The sequence below is a fragment of the Carboxylicivirga longa genome, from assembly GCF_050589825.1.
GTDB lineage: Bacteria > Bacteroidota > Bacteroidia > Bacteroidales > Marinilabiliaceae > Carboxylicivirga > Carboxylicivirga longa.
Genome location: NZ_JBNGOZ010000028.1, coordinates 32,023 through 51,822, shown reverse-complemented (window position 1 = coordinate 51,822; position 19,800 = coordinate 32,023). Strand labels below are relative to the sequence as shown.

The 19,800-nt window shown below is 44.5% G+C and carries 16 protein-coding genes; 6 read left to right on the top strand and 10 right to left on the bottom strand.

Features of this window, described 5'->3' with window-relative positions; translation table 11 throughout:
* Positions 1-275: 275 nt before the first annotated feature.
* From ACRD7A_RS17495 to ACRD7A_RS17485, 3 genes are all read right to left on the bottom strand, one after another.
* Positions 276-617: a heavy-metal-associated domain-containing protein gene (locus ACRD7A_RS17495; protein WP_430812603.1), complete on the bottom strand. Its 342-nt coding sequence runs from the start codon at positions 615-617 to the stop codon at positions 276-278.
* Between the two features lie 26 nt (positions 618-643).
* Complete coding sequence (locus tag ACRD7A_RS17490; protein WP_430812604.1) at positions 644-2,899, bottom strand: TonB-dependent receptor; 2,256 nt, start codon at positions 2,897-2,899, stop codon at positions 644-646.
* A 136-nt stretch (positions 2,900-3,035) separates the two neighbouring features.
* The gene (locus tag ACRD7A_RS17485; RefSeq protein ID WP_430812605.1) at positions 3,036-3,401 is read right to left on the bottom strand and encodes a hypothetical protein; all 366 of its coding nucleotides are present in this window, start codon (positions 3,399-3,401) and stop codon (positions 3,036-3,038) included.
* Between the two features lie 266 nt (positions 3,402-3,667).
* Between ACRD7A_RS17485 and ACRD7A_RS17480 the strand changes: the two genes are divergently transcribed.
* Positions 3,668-4,855, top strand: coding sequence for an ATP-grasp domain-containing protein (locus ACRD7A_RS17480; RefSeq protein ID WP_430812606.1), 1,188 nt, complete (start codon positions 3,668-3,670; stop codon positions 4,853-4,855).
* Between the two features lie 264 nt (positions 4,856-5,119).
* Here ACRD7A_RS17480 and ACRD7A_RS17475 read toward each other — a convergent pair whose 3' ends face one another.
* The 3 genes from ACRD7A_RS17475 to ACRD7A_RS17465 form a co-directional block, all read right to left on the bottom strand.
* On the bottom strand, positions 5,120-5,311 hold the full coding sequence (locus tag ACRD7A_RS17475; RefSeq protein ID WP_430812607.1) for a hypothetical protein: 192 nt from the start codon (positions 5,309-5,311) through the stop codon (positions 5,120-5,122).
* Between the two features lie 88 nt (positions 5,312-5,399).
* The gene (locus ACRD7A_RS17470; RefSeq protein WP_430812608.1) at positions 5,400-6,404 is read right to left on the bottom strand and encodes a tetratricopeptide repeat protein; all 1,005 of its coding nucleotides are present in this window, start codon (positions 6,402-6,404) and stop codon (positions 5,400-5,402) included.
* Between the two features lie 419 nt (positions 6,405-6,823).
* A complete protein-coding gene (locus ACRD7A_RS17465) occupies positions 6,824-7,501 on the bottom strand; it encodes an energy transducer TonB (RefSeq protein WP_430812609.1) in 678 nt (225 codons plus the stop codon).
* 466 nt (positions 7,502-7,967) lie between these two features.
* Between ACRD7A_RS17465 and ACRD7A_RS17460 the strand changes: the two genes are divergently transcribed.
* From ACRD7A_RS17460 to ACRD7A_RS17440, 5 genes are all read left to right on the top strand, one after another.
* Complete coding sequence (locus tag ACRD7A_RS17460; RefSeq protein WP_430812610.1) at positions 7,968-9,746, top strand: sigma 54-interacting transcriptional regulator; 1,779 nt, start codon at positions 7,968-7,970, stop codon at positions 9,744-9,746.
* Between the two features lie 184 nt (positions 9,747-9,930).
* Positions 9,931-10,197, top strand: coding sequence for a (2Fe-2S) ferredoxin domain-containing protein (locus ACRD7A_RS17455; RefSeq protein WP_430812611.1), 267 nt, complete (start codon positions 9,931-9,933; stop codon positions 10,195-10,197).
* Complete coding sequence (locus tag ACRD7A_RS17450) at positions 10,188-11,903, top strand: [Fe-Fe] hydrogenase large subunit C-terminal domain-containing protein (protein WP_430812612.1); 1,716 nt, start codon at positions 10,188-10,190, stop codon at positions 11,901-11,903. Before ACRD7A_RS17455 ends, ACRD7A_RS17450 begins: the two co-directional genes overlap by 10 nt.
* A complete protein-coding gene (locus ACRD7A_RS17445; RefSeq protein ID WP_430812613.1) occupies positions 11,896-13,083 on the top strand; it encodes a SpoIIE family protein phosphatase in 1,188 nt (395 codons plus the stop codon). Before ACRD7A_RS17450 ends, ACRD7A_RS17445 begins: the two co-directional genes overlap by 8 nt.
* Positions 13,084-13,114: 31 nt before the next feature.
* Positions 13,115-14,578: a monomeric [FeFe] hydrogenase gene (locus ACRD7A_RS17440; protein ID WP_430812614.1), complete on the top strand. Its 1,464-nt coding sequence runs from the start codon at positions 13,115-13,117 to the stop codon at positions 14,576-14,578.
* 199 nt (positions 14,579-14,777) lie between these two features.
* Here ACRD7A_RS17440 and ACRD7A_RS17435 read toward each other — a convergent pair whose 3' ends face one another.
* From ACRD7A_RS17435 to ACRD7A_RS17420, 4 genes are all read right to left on the bottom strand, one after another.
* On the bottom strand, positions 14,778-15,473 hold the full coding sequence (locus tag ACRD7A_RS17435; RefSeq protein ID WP_430812615.1) for an LrgB family protein: 696 nt from the start codon (positions 15,471-15,473) through the stop codon (positions 14,778-14,780).
* Positions 15,466-15,819 carry a CidA/LrgA family protein gene (locus tag ACRD7A_RS17430; protein WP_430812616.1) on the bottom strand — a complete coding sequence of 118 codons (354 nt, stop codon included), beginning with the start codon at positions 15,817-15,819 and terminating at the stop codon, positions 15,466-15,468. The genes ACRD7A_RS17435 and ACRD7A_RS17430 overlap by 8 nt, the downstream gene beginning before the upstream one ends.
* Before the next feature lie 219 nt (positions 15,820-16,038).
* Entirely contained in the window at positions 16,039-17,433 is a 1,395-nt protein-coding gene (locus ACRD7A_RS17425; protein WP_430812617.1) for a sigma-54-dependent transcriptional regulator, read from the bottom strand.
* A 12-nt stretch (positions 17,434-17,445) separates the two neighbouring features.
* A complete protein-coding gene (locus ACRD7A_RS17420) occupies positions 17,446-19,536 on the bottom strand; it encodes a tetratricopeptide repeat-containing sensor histidine kinase (RefSeq protein ID WP_430812618.1) in 2,091 nt (696 codons plus the stop codon).
* Between the last annotated feature and the right edge of the window lie 264 nt (positions 19,537-19,800).

Sequence of the window (19,800 nt, the reverse complement as noted above, 5' to 3'; positions counted from 1 at the left end):
CGATAAGCGCCTAAACCCTTATCAACCGTGCCTTTCAGCAGAACCATTGTCCTCAAAAGCGGGTGCAAAATAACGACTTTTATTTCGCATATCCAAATTTAAATGAGCTTTATTTTTGAAGATATTTACCAAAGTAAAGCTTAGGAGTTGTGACTGTGGTAATTGGATATCAAAAAAACAATTGCAATACAATTTTTTTTTAAAAAAAATAAGGGAAACTACTCTTAAAGAAGCTCCCGTTAAGGAGCTTCTTCTATTATATATCCAACTATTATTTAGTGATGATGGCCATCACAGCATTTTGCTTTCACTTCGGTGCACTCGCCTTCTTTTAACTCCTCTGCTTTAAACTCAAGCTTCTTGAAAGCTTTGACCAAATTTTCTTTATTGGTCTTATCCTCCCGGTATTTCACCTTCACCGTCTGCTTCTCAAAATCAACTTCCAAGTCTTTCACCCCTTTTTCAAATGGTAGGTTCTTGGTTATTTTATTAACGCAACTCTGACAATCCATTTCCACCTTATAAGTTACTTCACTAACCTTTTTCTTTGGTTTATCATCGGCAAATGCAGTAACAACAAACAATGCCATTAGGCCTAAAATCAGTAATTTTTTCATAATTCTTTCTTTTAAAATATTGGTTATTAATCTCTATCGATTGAAAATCGCAATCCAAAATACAGGCGTCTCCCCACGATGGGTCCCCATATCAATGAGTTATCGAAATACTCCCCAAAAGGATCATCACCCGCAATAATCGGATCATCTTGCTTAAAGTTGCCTATATTCTCAACCCCCACATAAACATTCCATTTGCGAAAGTATTTGGTAATCTGGGCATTCATAATCTGATACGGGTCGAAACTGCCGGGACGTTGATACTCCACAGGATTGGCCAGTGTGGACGGCACCCGCCCCTCACCGTTGAACTGTGTGGTGAAATCAAATTGCCATTTCTTCAACGGTGTCGCATAGGAAAGGTTAAGCAAACCTTTGGTACGACTTATCAGGGGACGCTCCTTCAAGCCCTCAGTGTAAGTCGCTTTAACATCGTTAAGTCGCCAGGCTGCAACCACATCAAGACCACGCAGCAATTCATACTTTCCCTCCAATTGAAAATTATTGGCATAAGACTTTCCCTCCAAATTATAGAAATAAACTGCATCAACACTCTGGTCAGCATCTACAATCAGTTGGTTTTGAAAGTCGGTGCGATAATACTCTGCATTCAAAGTCAGCTCGCGTCCTCCAATCATAATATATTGTGTAATGTTAGCACCATAATTCCAAGCTTTTTCCTGCTCCAGGTCATCGGCAATGACAATATCGCGAGAGCTGGCCAACAGATAACTGCTTTCAGCCAACACATTTGGTGTCCTAAACCCACGCCCGGCAGATGCCCGCAGTATGGTATTGCGTGCGATATTATACTTGACATGCAAACGGGGCGTAAATAACGTACCGTAGTTATTGTGAAAATCGACACGCGCACCACCAATCAACGTTAAACGATCGGGCAAACTATAAGTATATTGAAAATAGGCTCCCGGAACAATCTCGTTACGATTAAAATACTGAACACCATCAGGCTGCTGAAAATTCATCAGCAATTGCTCATCATATTCATCGGATTGAAAACTGAGTCCGGTGGTGAACTTATTGTTATCATTGGCAATAATAGATTGAAATATCAAGTTGGCATAGAAGGAGCTTTGGTTGGCATCATAGACTTTACGCCCGTAAAAAGAATTCTGCTCATGATAGGCATAATTAGTGACCAGCGCCAAATTACTTACCTCATCATTAAATACATATCCCGCCTTATAGAATGCTTCATAACGCTTTGTGTCGATATTTATACCATAGCGCTGTGAGGGGGTTCCAATATTCTGATCAAGAGCATTGCTTCCATCAAAACCCATCTGCCCTCCCAATCTATTTTCATCCAATACTTTGAAGCCAATCTGCGAAGTGAAACCATTTTTATTATTAAAATCCCATCGGTTGATCAGGTTTAATTGTTTTAATAGGGGCTCATCCCGAAAGCCATCATCATTATCATCTGTCGAATGCTGATCAGCTGAATAGTGTGCAAGAAGGGCTGTACTCCACTTATCATTCAGGTGAATGGAACCATTTACATTCGTCTCCCATCTACCTGTGTGATTGCCATATATATTCAGAAAAAACTTCTCAGAGTTAGGCGGTTTTTTATACTCTACATTAATCTGCCCCGTCAATGCTTCATAACCATTTACCACAGTGGCCGTCCCTTTTGATATCTGAATGGATTCCATCCAGGCTCCCGGGATATAGTTAAGACCATACAGCGTTGCCAGCCCTCTGAAATTGGGAATATTCTCGGTCATCATCTGCACATAATTACCTGACAATCCCAACAATTGAATTTGCTTAGCTCCTGTGGCCGCATCAGAATAGGATACATCCACCGAGGCATTGGTTTCAAAGCTCTCGCTAAGATTACAGCAAGCCGCCTTGCATAACTCGGCACCGGTAATATTCACCTTCGTCATTGCATCGATGCGCGACATATGCGAACCGGCTTTCTTACCGGCAACAAGCACCTCATCCAGGGCATCACTCTTTAATATTACTTCAATATTTTGCTGATCATCAATCAGAAGAGTGTCAGACTGATACCCAATATAACTAATTACAAGGCGATTAAAGCCCGGCTTCTGTTCAATAGAGAAGGCTCCATTAAAATCCGTAACCGTACCACTCTGCGTGTTAGCCCAATATACATTAGCTCCCACCAATTCAATGAGCTTATCCTTATCATCCGCCTTTACAAAACCTGATATTTCTCTGTTGGCCTGTGCCAACAAAGCGCCTGCGCTAATTACTATCAGCAGCAGGGAAGTCACTATTCGATTCATCTTTAAATAATTAATCGCATTCCAAGCACTATTTATGCATTGGACGTATTGTTAACATATCAATTGATTAAGGCATTACGAAATGCAACACCTATTACTGTCCATGATCAGGACAGTTCTGTAAAGATGAATGGTATCATAAACGGAAAACGCAAGTCTTCTCCGGCGTTGGTTTGTCGGGAATTTTCAGAATTGCGTCAATATCCACATCGAAATATTGTCTATGCAGAAAAATATTCTCGGCAAGACAGGGAGCCTGCGAAAATAACTCAATGGACTCGGCCTGAAACTTAATTTTAAGCGATGCCGTTTGTCCCTCGAAGCTTCCACGTTTAAACTCGTGCTGACAAGCTTCATTAGTTGTGGCATGATGAATATGCTGCCCTGTTTCGGCATAACAAGTCTGGCAAGCCGACTCGCATGCGCAATCCGCACAGCTATGATTGTGCGAATGCGTTGTAGTAACCATGCGTGTAATAACCTCATCCTGCTTACAGTCCATACAGTGATGCTGAAATATATGCACCCCTAACATGGAAGGCAGAATGGCTAACAACAAGGCTATACATCCGAGTTTATATGTCTGCTTAAGCGACCTCATCACTTGCAAAAGAAATAAAATATTGCATCACCCACAAAAATTTAACATCGATTTCACACCAAAACCGCAGACAAAAGAATGGCAAGCCCTTCATTGGTGATATACATTCTCAACAGCCAATTGAACACATTTTCAGTTTTGCCCCTAAGAAGGTACTTTTGACAGCGATGAGAAAGCTACTAATATACAATCCCACCTGTGACATGGCTGTTGAAAATGGCACTTACAGCTATATGCCATCACAATTATTGGCTAAGTTTGAGACTGATATTAGTCCCCTGATGGGATTTATGGGATGGGCCGATGATTATTTGTGCTACGAGGGTCCATGCCCCGAGACGCTGCTGAACTTTTGGCAGGATAAAAACGTATCGCTCCCACAACTTACAGACGCGGCATCCTGCGCCAAGCTAAAGGTAGATGAATTAATACCCTGGGGCTGGAGCCCTGTTGTCCACCGTCGCTTTGCCCACACTTGTCCGTCGAGCAAACTACCTTCCATTGTGGAAGATGCACAATCTTTAAAAAAATTCTTTAGTAGGGAAACAAGCCTGCGCCTGGCTCACGAATTCAACACTTATGCCAGCCATCCATACGTAAAGATACCACATCTTCCGCAACAGCTTGAATCATTTGATGCCCTCAAAAAAATGCTTGCCCATCACCCCAACGGAATTGTCGTAAAAACGAACTGGAGTTCTTCGGGACGCGGCCTCTTGTTTATCCGCAGCAAGCAACAGCTTCAACAAGCCTTCGGGTGGCTTATCGCCAATCTTAAAAAGCACGGTAGCCTCATTACTGAACCGCTATACCAGAAAGTGCAAGATGCCTCGCTACAATTTATCATTCGTAAAGAAGGTAAGTACGACTTTTTAGGTATTAATTATTTTGATGCCGATAACAAAGGTCGCTTTAGCAAGGAATACATACATATCCCTTCTTACAACACAACGGGCTCACCAAAAAATGATCAATGGCTTCGTGATTGTTCGGACATAGTGATGCAAAGCATGCACAATATTGGTTTTCATAAGGTTTACCATGGACCCATCGGCATTGATGCTATGTTTATTATCACACCAGAAGGAAAGCCCGCCTTTTATCCGATTGTAGAAGCCAACCTGCGCTGTAACATGGGGCTGATAAATCTGCATATCAAGAAACTGATTGACCCAGACGCGAAAGGAAGCTGGCAGATTACACCCTTTAACGAAGGAGCAGCACCACTATTTTATTCGGAGCAGGTTAAAAAACACCCCTGCGAGTTTAAGCAAGGAAAAATATCCAAAGGCTTCCTGCCACTTACCGCTTTTGATGCTCAAAGCCGATTTGCTGCCTGGGGTATCATATATTAATTATCAAAACGCGTTGGTTCATTCCATTAAAAAAGCCGGCTCTACTCGTTAGTAAAACCGGCTTTTCAATAACCTAAACCCAAAATTTTATGAAAAAAAATCTACATCTAAATAACAACAATATGCATGCCATAAAAAACCACTTTTTGCACCTTAACTATTTTTAAATCAAACCTTAAAAAGTGCTAATCTGGTGCTTTTTAGTCACAAAAAAAGCCCTCACTAATGAAGTGAAGGCCAAGGTAATTGTCCTAATTAATTTCTTTATAGCTTATACAATAACAGCGCCGAATAAGTAGCAACCCCCTGATCAGAGTGACCACTAAATTTAACATCGATAAGATTATCGGTAGTTATACCCTCATTATCCATAAAAACATTGATCTGCTCATCCAATGACTGATCATAATCATCCGTACCTGTATATTGAAAATGCTTTGTCAATACTTTACTCATAACACCTGTTTTAACAATATTCTACATCTTAATTTACTTCTCTTACGACGGAGTGGGATTTAAGATACATCTGCGGTGCATTTATTTTTTAATTGATGTACTCCTGCAAGGTCATCCAGCGCACAAAAGCATCAAAGGCAGCCTGATTCTCACCTAACCAAAGTAAGACTTCATCTTTATAGGCGGCGCTGCATATATAGTAACTAAAAGCCTCTGCATGTCCGGCACGATACAAACGAACCAATAAATCGACATACTGAATGTCAAAAAAATCCATCTCTCCTGTTTGCACCTCATCCAGCAATGCCAGCAAATCCATGCTTCGCTGCACCGGTAACAGTAGCGCTTCATCCACCTCATCAGCAGACTTACGAGCAATTACATGCAACTGTGCCTCTGCCAAATCCAGTCCTGAATAGTGACTGTGTTTGCTGAGCTTCTTTGGCGTGACGACTCTTTGCGTGAGTGCCACCTGCCATAATCCCTCCAGGTCACGCATCAATGCCGCCTTTTCATCTTCATCTACCTCAATAAAAAGGCAATAATACAGGGGCAACATACTTTTTAGCAAATGCCCATGATGCTGATTGATGGATGACAGTAAGAGATGACTGGGCCGATGATTGCGGTTCATCTGAAGACACCTGATAGCCGCTACTTCTGCCTTATCCCACTCATCAAGGCGCTCATAGCTTTCGGCCATATTGTAGTGCAAAAGGTATTCATCGGGATAATTCTTCAAGGCTTTGCGATAGGCACGTATGGCCTGTTTGGGGTTGCCTTTGTGGGTGAGAACGGCTCCATAGACCAACAAGGCATCCAGCCAAAAATCATCCTCTTCGGCCAGTACCTGACGGCTGTAGTGCAAGGCCTCGTCATAGTTATTGGTGTGTAAATAAGTATATGCCAACTCATAAGCGGCCTCCATGCATTTTTTATCGAAGGCGATGGCCTGCTTATATTTATTAATGGCATCCTCATACAGTTCGTGACCAAACAGAGCCTGTCCCTGCTTTATCAACTTTTCGGTATCTTTTTGCTGAGCCTGAACATGAAAAAAGCCCAACATCAGCAGCAATAGTATATATCTCATGCCGTAATATTAGACTTTTATTCAATATCATTCAAACAAAATCAACAAGCAAACGCTGTTTAACGCTTATTAACAGTGAAGCATGAGCATGAAGAAAGGAAAAAAACTAAGTAATGAACGAATATTTATTTTTTACCTCCTAAACAAATCGACATCCCCTATCGCTGCATTTGCTTGATCTCTAGGCACGGATGAAACATAAGGCTAAACGGCAGAGGGATGTCGATTTTATATATAGATTGGTTTGAAGCATTGACCAAACAAAGCCGATGGACTGAATCCTTTATGAATCAGTAATGCAGGGTCGGAAACACTCCACCGGCTTTTATTCTGAAAAATTATTGCGGGAACGTTTTCCCCCAAAGGATTTATGGATTAAACTACCTGCCTGATTAAAAAACGGGCCATTACGGATACAGCTACTGAAGCCTAAAACGCACCGGAACAGTGTAAGCTACCTTAACGGGGCGTCCACGCTGCTTGCCGGGTTGCCATCGGGGCATGCCTTTAACTACGCGCACGGCCTCTTTTTCCAGGTTCAGATCATTTCCCCTGATGGCTTTCACCTGTGTTACTTCTCCTTTTTCGTTAATGACAAACGAAACACTTACCATGCCCTCAATACCATTTTCCTGACATATAACCGGGTACTTTACTTCCCTGGCGATGTACCTGAGTAAGGCCTTAGTGCCACCCGGAAACTCAGGCATGTCCTCCACGATAATAAAAACCTGCTCGGCCTCCTCCTCGTCAGGCATGCTCAACACCGATAAATCCACTTCGTAGTTCTCATCCATATCACTATTGTGAATCTCCAATTCCTCATTTAACTCAAGCTCATCTTCCACAATAATGATGATGTCGCTAACCTTAGGCAAAGGTGGTGGCGTTAGTTTCGGCTCTTCCTGCCGCGTGATGGGCGGCGCCTCCTCTTCCAATACTGTGTCATCAGCCCAGGCCAGTTCCGCTGCGCGGCTTTTCTTGCTGGTCCACTCAAAGGCTACAAGCACCACCCCAAGGGCTATGATAAACCCGATCTGAAAAAACATTACCCGTTTCCTTTCTAAATCCGCATATTTACTTTTTTTAATATCCATAGCTTTCTTTTTTGGTTGAACAGTAGGGTTGATAATTAACTTAAACTGGATCTGCAGCCCTTTGGCAATGTATAGCCAAGTTGCATACCAAAAAGCAGCCTCCCACAAACAAGTACACAAGAAATAAGAACTAAACCCTAAAATCTAGATACTTACACCTACACAACTTTGTTAAAAGACAACAATAGCCTTCAACTCAAACGTGCTGGTTCCCGCCCTGATGGGCGTTTACGACCACGAAAATATTCTCTGACCAACACTTGAACGCTCTATTGGTGGCACTTCGCCTGTCCGATGAGGAGAGCGCCCGAATTCTTTCTCCTCCTGAATTTGAGGAAGGGGTACTTACAGGGGGGAGGTTTATTAAAGATTAACGCGTGTGCCTTGGTCATATAGAAACACCCGGTCAACATAGCGGAAAAACATTAACTTTGTATTGAATATAACCCAGGTTCAGCTAGCCATTATGAAAACCCAAAACGCCCTCCCCATCACCCAATCGTTACTGAGCGATGCCTTAGGCCTGTTTGTAAGAACCATGGACAAGGCCTGTTACAAATTGGTAGTAGTGGATACACAGGGACTGATTAAACAGCTTCACGGCAACCTTTCATTGCCTAAAAAATTCACCCTTCACGAAGGACAAAACTGGACTGCATTTGAGCATCGTATACAATGGGAAGAGGACAAACTGCAGGGCATTATTCAGGTGGGCAACGCAGTATTTAACCTGCGCCAGTATGAAAATAAAAAAAGCTCACGACTTAACCTGCCTTTTCGACTCTTCGTTATCGCTTCTATCGATATTGATTTTCCGTGGTTACGTCTGGCCACTTCAGCCATTCATACCAGCCTTACAGCACAAGTGAAAGGAGCAAGCATGCAACAACAGATGGAAGACACCCATCAGTTTACCTTCGCCATGATGAATGCCCTTAAGGTGGGAATAATATCGGTGAACACTGCCGGTGAAATAAAATATGCCAATGACCAGGCCTGTCAATGGATTAATATACGGCGGCGCGAAATGCTGAAAATACCGGTTCACAGACTAATACCCGCCTGGCACAACATTTTTCAACAAGTCAGCACAGGTGAGAAGTTTGTAAATGAAGAAATTGCCATCAATACCGCCGACAAAAAAACAAAATATAATGTTACGGTCACGCCCATATTAAACCAGGAACAGGTTAAGCTAATCGGCCTGGTAATATCCATACGCGAATTGGAGAATGTATATAACCTGGTAAATAAATATACGGGCATGCAGGCACGTTTTACCTTTAAAGACATTATTGCCAAAAGCCAGCACATGCGAAAACTGGTGGATTACGCCAAAACCATTGCCGACAGCCCCTCTACCATACTCATTGAGGCTGAGAGCGGCACTGGCAAGGAGGTTTTTGCCCAAAGCATACACAATGCCAGCAGCCGCTACGATAGAGGTTTTGTGGCCATCAACTGTGCGGCCATCAGCGATAACCTCATCGAAAGTGAACTCTTTGGCTATGACGATGGCGCCTTCACAGGAGCCAAAAAAGGTGGACATCCCGGGAAATTTGAGCTGGCCAACGGCGGTACGCTCTTTCTTGATGAAGTGGGCGACATGAAACCCGAGGTGCAGGTTAAACTGCTGCGTGCCATTCAGGAAGGAGCCATCACGCGTGTGGGGGGTGAAAAAAACATACCGGTGGATGTGCGTATCATAGCGGCTACTAATAAAAATCTGAAATTGGAGGTGCAGAAAGGCAATTTTCGTCTCGACCTGTTTTACCGACTCAGCGTGATTCCCCTCAAGATACCGGCCTTGCGCGAACGTATGGAGGATCTACCCTCTTTAATACGCTTTTTCATCACTAAGAAGGCTCTGCGTCTGCAAAAAAAAGCACCTCAACTGCGCTACTCCACGCTTCAGCAGTTTTTGGAATACGACTGGCCGGGCAATATCCGAGAGCTGGAAAATGCCATTGAGCAATATGTGATTCTGGACGGCAACATTGATTTTGAGCAAATCAAGAAAGAGCCTACAGACAAAGTGCCTCCAAACAGGCCAAACACCTTGGTGGAGTCGGCTAATAACCCCCTTGCTCCTTCCTTGTCAACCGTAAAAGACATGGAAAAAGCACTGATTACCCACACGCTTAAGCACTTCAACAACAACATGACACACACTGCCAAATCACTGGGTGTGAGCCGTAACACCCTTTACCTTAAACTGAAAAAGTATAGCATAGAAGCACAGTAAGTGTTAATATTTAGGACAGCGTATCGTTTTAGGACACTCCTCGCACATAAGTGTCCTAATTTACAACACTTATATCGCCAAGTTTAAGTCACCTCACCCATACCATATTTAATAAGCACTATCTAACAAGCACTTAATAGAAGTGGCACACACTTAGAGTAAGCATAGCCAAACTACAGGAACCATGGAACCAAAACATGCTCATAAAATTCTGATCTGCCTGGGTAGCTCATGCCACTCGCGCGGAAATGCAGACAACCTGAAGATCATTCAGGATTTTTTAAAAGAGCGTAATCTCACATCAACCATTGATTTTAGGGGGCACCTATGTAACGATCTATGTAACCGGGGGCCTGTTATTGAGATTGATGATCAGACGTTTGAGGAAGTAACACAAAGCAGCCTCCCTTCCATATTAATCAATCACTTTGATAAGGCATCATGCAGCTAAAACCCATCTACACCGAAACCAACGACTGCAAAGACTGTTACAAGTGCATTCGCGAATGCCCCTCAAAAGCCATCAAGGTGAGTAACAATATGGCATCTGTAGTGCACGAGCTCTGCATCTATTGCGGCCATTGCGTAGCCATCTGCCCCACGGGTGCGAAAAAAGTACGCGATGGCATTTCACGAACCAAGCTTCTGCTGAAGGATAAAAAGGCCGTATATGTATCTTTAGCTCCCTCCTACGCCGCTGAATATGGCAGGGATGCAAAAAAAATCCTTAATTCACTGCACGCCTTAGGCTTTGCCGGCGTATCTGAAACGGCACTTGGGGCGCAGGAAGTTTCAAAGCAGATAGCACAATATTTAAAAGCCCGACAGAAAGGAGCCTTCCTATCATCAGCATGCCCCGTAGTAGTTGAACTTGTGCGCAAATACTACCCTCAACATACGATGGCCATCACCCCCTACATGTCGCCCATGCTAACTCATGCACGCATGCTCCGCCAATGGTATGGCCAGGATATTGGTGTGGTGTTCATCGGCCCTTGCATCGGCAAAAAATCAGAAGCGGACGATGCTAAATTGGTGGATGTAGCCATTACTTTTCAAGAATTAAACGACTGGCTGACTGGAGAAGAGAAAAAAAATCAGGCAGCACAGGATGAAACAGGTGGCTTTGTGCCCCACGAGGCCGATGCCGGCGTTCTCTACCCCCTGGATGGCGGAATGGTGAAAACCATAAAGCAAGAACAGAGCTATGGTGAAAGTACTTTCATGAGTTTCACAGGGCAGAAAATGGTGCGCAATGTACTGGATAACCTGGAGGATCTGGGGCACGATCAGGCCATATTTCTGGAGCTAATGGCCTGTGAAGGAGGCTGCCTCAATGGGCCTGGCATGAGCGCGAAGAGCAATATTGCCGCCAGATATAGTCACATTCAAAATTGCCATAGCCAACGAAAACAAAACAATACTCCCGAACTCAAAGATTTACAGATAGTTAATATAGAGCGTGATTTTTTCAATATTCCAGCCGTTGAGAAAGAGATATTTAGGGGCGAGCAGGTAAAAGAAGCCCTGCATAGTATCGGGAAAAATAGCGTTGCCGATGAACTAAACTGCAGCGGATGTGGTTACGACAGCTGTCGAGACTTTGCACAGGCCCTATTAAGTGGCAATGCCGAATCAGCCATGTGTATTTCCTACATGCGCATGGTGGCTCACCATAAAGCTACCATTTTGCTGCAAAAAATTCCTTCAGGAGTAGTTATCATTGACGACGATTGCAAGGTGGTGGAAATGAATAGAAGCTTTGCCCGCCTTATGGGCAATGATACCGAACTGTGTTTCGAAGCTAACCCGGGCATGCGCGGCGCCGACCTTAATAAGCTAGGGACTTTTGCCACCTTGTTTAAAACAGCACTACTCACCGGCAAAGAGTATTACGAACTACCCATCACAGAAAACAACAAAAACCTGCAGCTATCGATCTTCAATATACAAAAACACAAGCTGGTAACCGGCATCATACAAAGCGCGCAGCAGCCGGAGTTTAGAAAAGACATTGTAGAGAAGCGCACGCGCGATGTGATTAAGAAAAACATGGAGACCGTGCAAAAGATTGCCTTTCTGCTGGGTGAGAATGCCTCGTACACCGATTCATTGCTCAACTCAATACTCGAGGCTCAAAACCAGGAGCATGCATAATAAATGCTTTTACATAGAGGCCGAGGTTTTTCAGGAACAGAAAGCACGAGAAAACGTGTGCGGCGACGCCTGCGAATCGCGCAAGCTTAAAGAAGAAGACCGACTGATTACAGTGCTGTCGGATGGCCTCGGGTCAGGCGTTAAAGCCAATGTACTGGCCACCATGACCACCAGCATGGCACTACAGTTCACGGCCAAAAATGATCCGCTGGAGCACACCGCGGATTTTATTATGAACACCCTACCGGTGGATTCCAGACGGCAAATCAGTTACTCCACCTTTAGTATATTGGACATTAACTGCTTTGGAGATGCCAATATTGTGGAGTACGACAATCCTCCCATACTCATCTACCGCAAAGGGCAGTTTATCGACTTGCAGCCAAATACCAAAACAGTACAACGCCCCGAAAATCGTTCAGCCAAGGTGCTATACTCCAAGGTTAGCCTGCGCAAAGAAGATCGTATTATTATGGTGTCCGATGGTATTACTCAGGCCGGCATCGGTACGGGCAAAACACCCTTTGGCTGGGGCATTAACGGCCTTAAAAGATTCATTAAGGAAACACTAAGAAACAGTCCTAAACTATCGGCTCGCCAGCTAGCCCATAAAATAATGCAAAGGGCCAAAGCCCACGATGCCAGCCAGTTTAAAGATGATGCGACCTGCCAAGTGATCTATTGTCGTGAACCCCGCAAGCTGGTGCTGGCCTCGGGACCTCCCTTCCATAACAACTGCGATGCGCTGCTGGCAGAACGCATAAGCAATTACACAGGGAAAAAGATTATATGTGGCGGTACCACGTCCAAGATTATTGCGCGGGAGTTGCAGCAAGAAATTACCGTTAATTTAGATAACTATAACCCAGAACTGCCACCTGTGGCAACAATGCCGGGCATTGACCTTATTACCGAAGGCATACTCACACTGGGCAAGGTGTCTTCATTGCTTGAGCAGCACAACAGCACCAATATCACAGGGGATGGTCCGGCCGAAAAAATGATGAAATTGCTACTCGATAGTGATGCCATACTGATATTGGCCGGCACACAAATTAATAATGCACATCAGGATCCCAATCTACCGGTTGAGCTGGAGATACGACGTAATATCATCAAGAAGATCGCCCTGTTACTAGAAGATAAATTTCTAAAAAACATTGAAATAGAATACCTATAGCAATATAATCTAACTACTAACACACAAAAACATGACGTATTATAACAACGCTGTCATCACAAAAAGAGAGCTGCTCGTGCGCCTGCTGCAGCTTTTAAACAACGATGCCCTGTTGGATCAAATCGACCGCATACCCCTTGAGATGCGTCCCCGTACAAACTCACCCATCCGCTGTTGCGTGCACAAGGATCGGGCGGTCATCAAATACAAGATTATGGCGCTACTGGGCTTTAACATAGCCGACGAAGTGGATGAACTAAGCCCTTTACGAAGCTATGCCGAGCAAGCCATAAAAGGATATACACAAAATGGCAATTTTCTTACGGTGGTGGATGAGGCATGTAGCTCCTGCGTTCAGGTTAACTACACCGTCAGCAACTTGTGTCAGGGCTGCGAGGGACGCCCCTGCCAAGTGAACTGCCCGAAAGACGCCATCATGGTAATCAATGGCAAAGCTACCATTGATCATCAAAAATGTGTCAACTGCGGTATCTGTCAGAAAGCGTGCCCTTTTCATGCCATTGCCTACCTGCCGGTACCCTGCGAAGAGTCGTGCCCGGTAAAAGCCATACGTAAAAATAGCGATGGCATCGAAGAGATCAACTTTGAGAGCTGTATCCACTGCGGTAAGTGCATGATGGCTTGCCCCTTTGGTGCCATATCGGAAAAATCACAGATACTGAACCTTTTTTATAACATCACCTATAAAAATGAAAAAATAGTGGCCATGGTAGCTCCCGCCATACTCAGCCAGTTTAAGGCAGATGCGGCGCAGATACTCAATGGCATTAAGGCTGCCGGCTTTGATGAAGTGATGGAGGTGGCCGAAGGTGCTAACCTAACCACACAGCATGAAACACACGAACTATTGGAACGTCTGAAGGATGGTGCTCCCTTCATGACTACCTCCTGCTGTCCTTCTTACGTGCAGTTTGCCGAGAAGCATGTGCCGGCCTTACAACCTTATATCAGCCACACTCCTTCCCCTATGGCTTACACGGCAGCCATGGCTCGCGAGCGTTTCCCCAAGCACAAAGTGGTGTTTATTGGTCCATGCCTGGCCAAACGCACCGAAGCCTATAAAAATCCGAATATAGATTATGTGATTACCACCGAAGAATTGGGGGCGCTATTCACCGCACTGAAGATAGATGTGAGCGGCATGACAAATGAGGCTGCCATCCCGGCCGACCTTAAACCCGAGAGTCGTGCTTATGCGGCGGCAGGCGGCGTTACCCGTGCCATTCAGTCACAGCTTGATGCAAAAGCCCCCATGCAGAGCATGCTGATCAATGGCATCGACAAGAAAAACATACGACTATTAAAATCATTGCCTGGTAAAAAAACGGAGACACCCGCTTTTTATGAAGTGATGGCCTGCGAAGGAGGCTGTATCAATGGGCCTGTTAACATAGCGCCCTTACGTATTAGTGAGAAGAAGATTCGAGAGGCGGTGATGGAGCTGGAAAGCCAAACAGTAGCCGTCGCTGAGTAATTTACTTGACAGTTTCTTAGCAACTCCCTGTGAAAGAGAACCAATCTCCAAACCTGCTTGAGTACACTGCATGATATGAGCGATCGGGGAAGTTGCCAACGGGCAACGCTCAACCCCAATAGTTTTATACATTCCTTTTGGTTATTTAAACCCATCCGGCAGCCATTACCGGGTGGGTTTAATGCTTTTAGGCGAAAGGCTACCAGCCGGCCAGCTGCATTACAGCCACGGCAAGTACTGTGGTGATGGCAGCCACTCCCATGGCAAGACTACTTACTGCACCTTCCGTCTCCCCCAGCTCCAGCGCTTTGGACGTACCAATGGCATGGGAAGCAGTACCCAGAGAAAGACCACGGGCGACGGGATGAGTGATACGCATCACTCGCAAGAGACCGGCTCCTACCATGGCACCAAAGAGACCGGTTAAGATGATGGACACAACGGTGATACCCTCTACTCCTCCAATACTATTGGTGAGGGCAATACCAATGGGTGTCGTTACGGAATGCGGCAAGAGGGAACGCGTCAGTAATTCATCGAGATGAAAAACACGGGCCAGCACAAACACGGATACCAAAGAGGCGAACACACCACTTATGATGCCACCCATTATGGCATATTTATATTTGAGCAGAAGCATACGCTGACGGTACAAGGGCAAGGCCAGCACAACCGTAACAGGACCTAAGAAATCGTGAATAATGCCGGCACCCTTCATATAAGTATCATAGGATATACCAACCAGCTGTAAAATCAGAACAATAGAGAATACACTAATTAACAAGGGGTTAATCCAGCTCTTTTGATAGCGATTACGCAGCCATGTGCCACAATAAAACAAACCAACAGTGAGCAAAATACCGAACAGATGATGGTTACTTAAGGCACTAATCATGGCGTTTTCGTTTTATAATTAATTGTGTAACAAGCGCCGAAACGGCCATTACCGAAAAGGTAGAAATAACAATGGTGCCCACCACTGCAGCCAGGTGACCCTCAATAAAAGTGTAGGCAACCATCACACTAACACCAGCCGGAATAAAGAAAAACGGCATTTTATCCAGAAAGAAATCAGCCGTTTCGGCAATGTGCCTCTCTTTAACCATACCTGTAAGCAGCAAAATGAGTAGGATGAGCATCCCCACAATGCTGCCAGGAAGCGGCAGGTTCAGTCCCTCACTAAGCAGTTCACCGGCCAGGTTGATGAGTAAAATAATGGCCAGTTGCCGAAAAATTTTCATGTCAGTCATCTTTATTGAGCGCGCAAAGATAACATTAGTTCCTGAGCTTTTAAATTCTATCGATGCTGTAGCGGCATGCGCATTATCGAAACGGTTGCTTTCAACTCAAGCCCTTGAGGCTTCCCATTTTTGTTCAGCCCATATTTATTAAGCGTTTACAGAACGGCTACCTTAAGTGCCTTGTGATAGCGAACCGTTCCATAAAATATATTGAACACTTTAATCATCAACATCAATACCTTTTACAATGGCAATATTAAACTTCTTCACTTTTCGTTTCAGCGCATCCCGACTGATGCCCAGAAGTGTAGCGGCCTGCGTTTGGTTGAAAGATGCTTGCTTCAGGGCGGTCTCAACCAGTTGCTTTTCATGCTCCTCAATATTCAGATTACCTGCGATGGGTACTTGTTCCCTCCCTGTGTCTTCTTCACGCAGTGGAAAATCAGCCGGTTGCAGGGTGGCATTGTCAGAAAGAATCATGGCACGCTCTACCATATTGCGCAACTCTCGCACATTACCAGGAAAGGCGTATCGCTGTAACTTAAGCACTAACTCACGAGAAATAACCGGTTCTTTTTTGCCTTTCTTACGAGCCAGTGTTTTAACAAAATGTTGAAGGAGGGGCAAAATATCTTCGGCTCTTTCACGCAAAGGCGGAATATGTATTTCAAGGGTGTTAATGCGATGAAAAAGATCGATGCGAAACTTTTTTTCGCCAATGAGGGACTCGATATTTTTGTTGGTGGCCGATATAAAACGCACATCAACGGGTATCTCCTTATTACTGCCCACCCGCTTAATCTTTTTTTCTTCCATGGCGCGCAAGAGCTTGGCCTGAAGCCCCATTGGCATATCGGCTATCTCATCCAGAAAAAGGGTTCCTTTATTGGCCAATTCAAAATATCCCTTCTTCTCTTCACGTGCATCGGTAAAAGCACCTTTCTGATGACCAAAAAACTCACTCTCCAGGAGTGTTTCAGGAATAGCCGCACTATTGACAGGGGCGAAAACCTGCTTCTTACGCGGACTGGCATAATGAATAATGCGTGCGATAATCTCCTTGCCGGTTCCATTCTCTCCGGTAACCAACACATTTACATCACCGTCTTCGGCGGCTCTGAGAGCCATCTTGATCACTTGCTTAATCTGCGGACTATCTCCCACAAAGTCTTTTTCAATCATACCCTCCAGCTCTTTAGATACGAGGACACCGCGATTCTCGGCGGCTTCGAGCCGTGATTGCATACGCAAAAACTTCTCGGTGCGTTCTATGGCCAGTTGGATATCCATAATCTGAAACGGCTTGCGAATAAAATCAGAAGCACCCTGTCGCATCGCTTGTATCACCATGTCCATATCGCCATAGCCGCTGATCATGATAATTTCCAGTCCGGGATATTCCTGCTTCACACGCTTGAGAATATCCAAACCATTCATACCAGGCAACATTACATCAAGAATAAGCACACCGGGTCTCTGCTTCTCCAGCACGGCGAAACCTTCATTGGGCGTGTTGGCAGTAAACACTTTAAACCGTCTTTTCTCGAGGTGATATTTCAGCTTCTCGGTAATGCGCGATTCATCATCTATAATCAGTACTTTTAAATCATCCATTTTTTTCGATTTCTAAAGGTTTTGGGCAAGGGGCAGTATCACCAGCATAGACGTGCCCTTTCCGGGTTGACTATCCACTTCAATTCGACCCCGCATCTCTTTGATCAGGCTGTAACAGATGGACAAGCCCAGCCCTGTGCCTTTGCCTAACTGCTTGCTCGTTACAAAGGGCAAAAATATATCTGTTTTACGATGAGCGGCTATTCCCACCCCATTATCGCGAATAAGCAGATAAACATTATCATCCTGATTATTTGTTTGAATATCCACCTGCATACTCAGATTCGAATCCTGTTGCTTACGCTCCTCTACCGCATCGCGGGCATTGGATAATAGGTTATGAATTACCTGCTCCAGCTTATGCGGGTTACCCAAAACAGCAGGCAGGCCATCAGCCAGACTTAGCGTCAAGCGAATATGATGATTGGCATACTGACTACCAATCATAGAAGTCGCTGCCCGCACACACTCGCTCACATCAAACTCCTCCTCCACTTCATCTTTCTGGCCACTGCTAAAAATACGGATATGATCAACGATTTGCCGCACCCGTAAGATATCCTCAAAAATTTCATCCACCGACTTATTGATAAACTCTTTATCGGCCTTCGCCTCGGCCAGTTCATACTTAATACTTTCGGCCGAAAGTGATATATTCTGCATCGGCTGATTAATCTCATGAGCGATACCGGCCGCTAACTCACCCAATGAAGTAAGACTGCTCTGATGCATAATAATCTGCTGCTGTTCCTCCTGCTTCTTCAAAGCATCTGTGATACGCTGCGCCAGATTTTTATTCTCCTGTCCTTTCAGGTAATAGCGATAGTAGATGATAAAAACCAATAAAGCCATGATAATGATGGTAAAGCCAAAAGAAAGCCGCCATCGTATCAGATTCTCCTTCTCCAGTTCCAAAAGGTAATTCTTATTCTTGGTCTGTAATATCTCATTCTCACTCTGCTTTTCTTCAAGCGCCTGAAGAGCCAATGCATCCACCAGATTAGCCACGTTCTCCTCTATCACCATGGCTTCCGACAGGTCGGAGTGCCATATACGGTATTCATAAGCACGTCGGTAGTTACCCAGGGCCTCATAGGCCTGCGACAGCACAAGATAATTATCGCGTAGAAGATCATTGGCATTGACAGAACGTGCCAGCTCCACACTTTTGTTATAGCTCTCGATGGCCTTGTAATAATTTTGCTTCTCTGCTTCAATCATTCCTATACGCATAAGACTCATAGCAGCCTCCCACGGGGTGTTTTGCTCCATTTGCATGGCCAGTGCATTGCGGTAAAAACGATGAGCTTTCTCCAGCATACCCTTGGCAAAATAAGCATTGGCAATATTACTGAGTAAGACAGGTACGTTCTGTCGGTCACCTATTTCCTCAAGCATCTGCTGCATGCGGGTAAAATAAACGATGGCGGTATCATATTGCTTTTGATAAAATCGGATCTGTCCAATTTCATCCAGCAGACGAATAACTTCGCTCTTAACCTCATCACCTTCCCCTTCCTCCACCAACTTCAGTGCTTTCTCATAAAAGGTAATGGCCTGCTCGTAGTCAGCTATGTTTTTATATACGTCGGCAATATTTTTGTAGGTTTCAGCTATCTTATCCCAGTTTTTCTCTTTGATGTAGAGGTTCAATGAGCGTTTATAATTCTTCAATGCCTTTTCTGACTGACTGAGTCGAAAATATGTTGACGATAGGGTTGACATGCTCTGATTATCACCAATAAGCCGATATTCCAACAACGACTTACGATAAGATTCTTTCAAGCGCTCATAATCGTTAGTGAAGTAATAACCCATTCCCAGGTTATTGTAGGCCTCGGCCTTGCCTCGCTTATCGTCGATGCGCATGGCAACTTGTAAGGCCTGCTCCGCATATTTAATAGCGCGCTGCGGGTCGGTATAGAGGTGCAAGCGCGACAACTGATTATATATCTCCACCTGCTCACGTGTTGAGGCATTGGACAGCTTCTGCAGAAGAGCCTCCCGGCTATCGTCCTGCTGCCCAAAAACAATCTGCATGCCAAGAAAAAGAAAACAGAGGCCGGTGTACAACCCTTTCATAACAAAGTGGTATCCTTTCATAAAACAGGAACGTGTTAAGCATTAAAAATAGGAAAGATTTTATAAAACACTGTTGCTTAAAACAAAAAACTAATCACTGAGGATGTAAGTCAACACCTCATTTCCCTTGATTATCTGCAACATCTAATTTTAAATCCCGAAGGGATATACAGTGAATAAGCTTGTACGAAGTGCAGGGCTACGATCTGAAGCACAAAACAACTGCAAAGCAGTTGAAGCACCTCCCTTATTGACTTGTTTACAGTCAACACCTTCAACCCCATG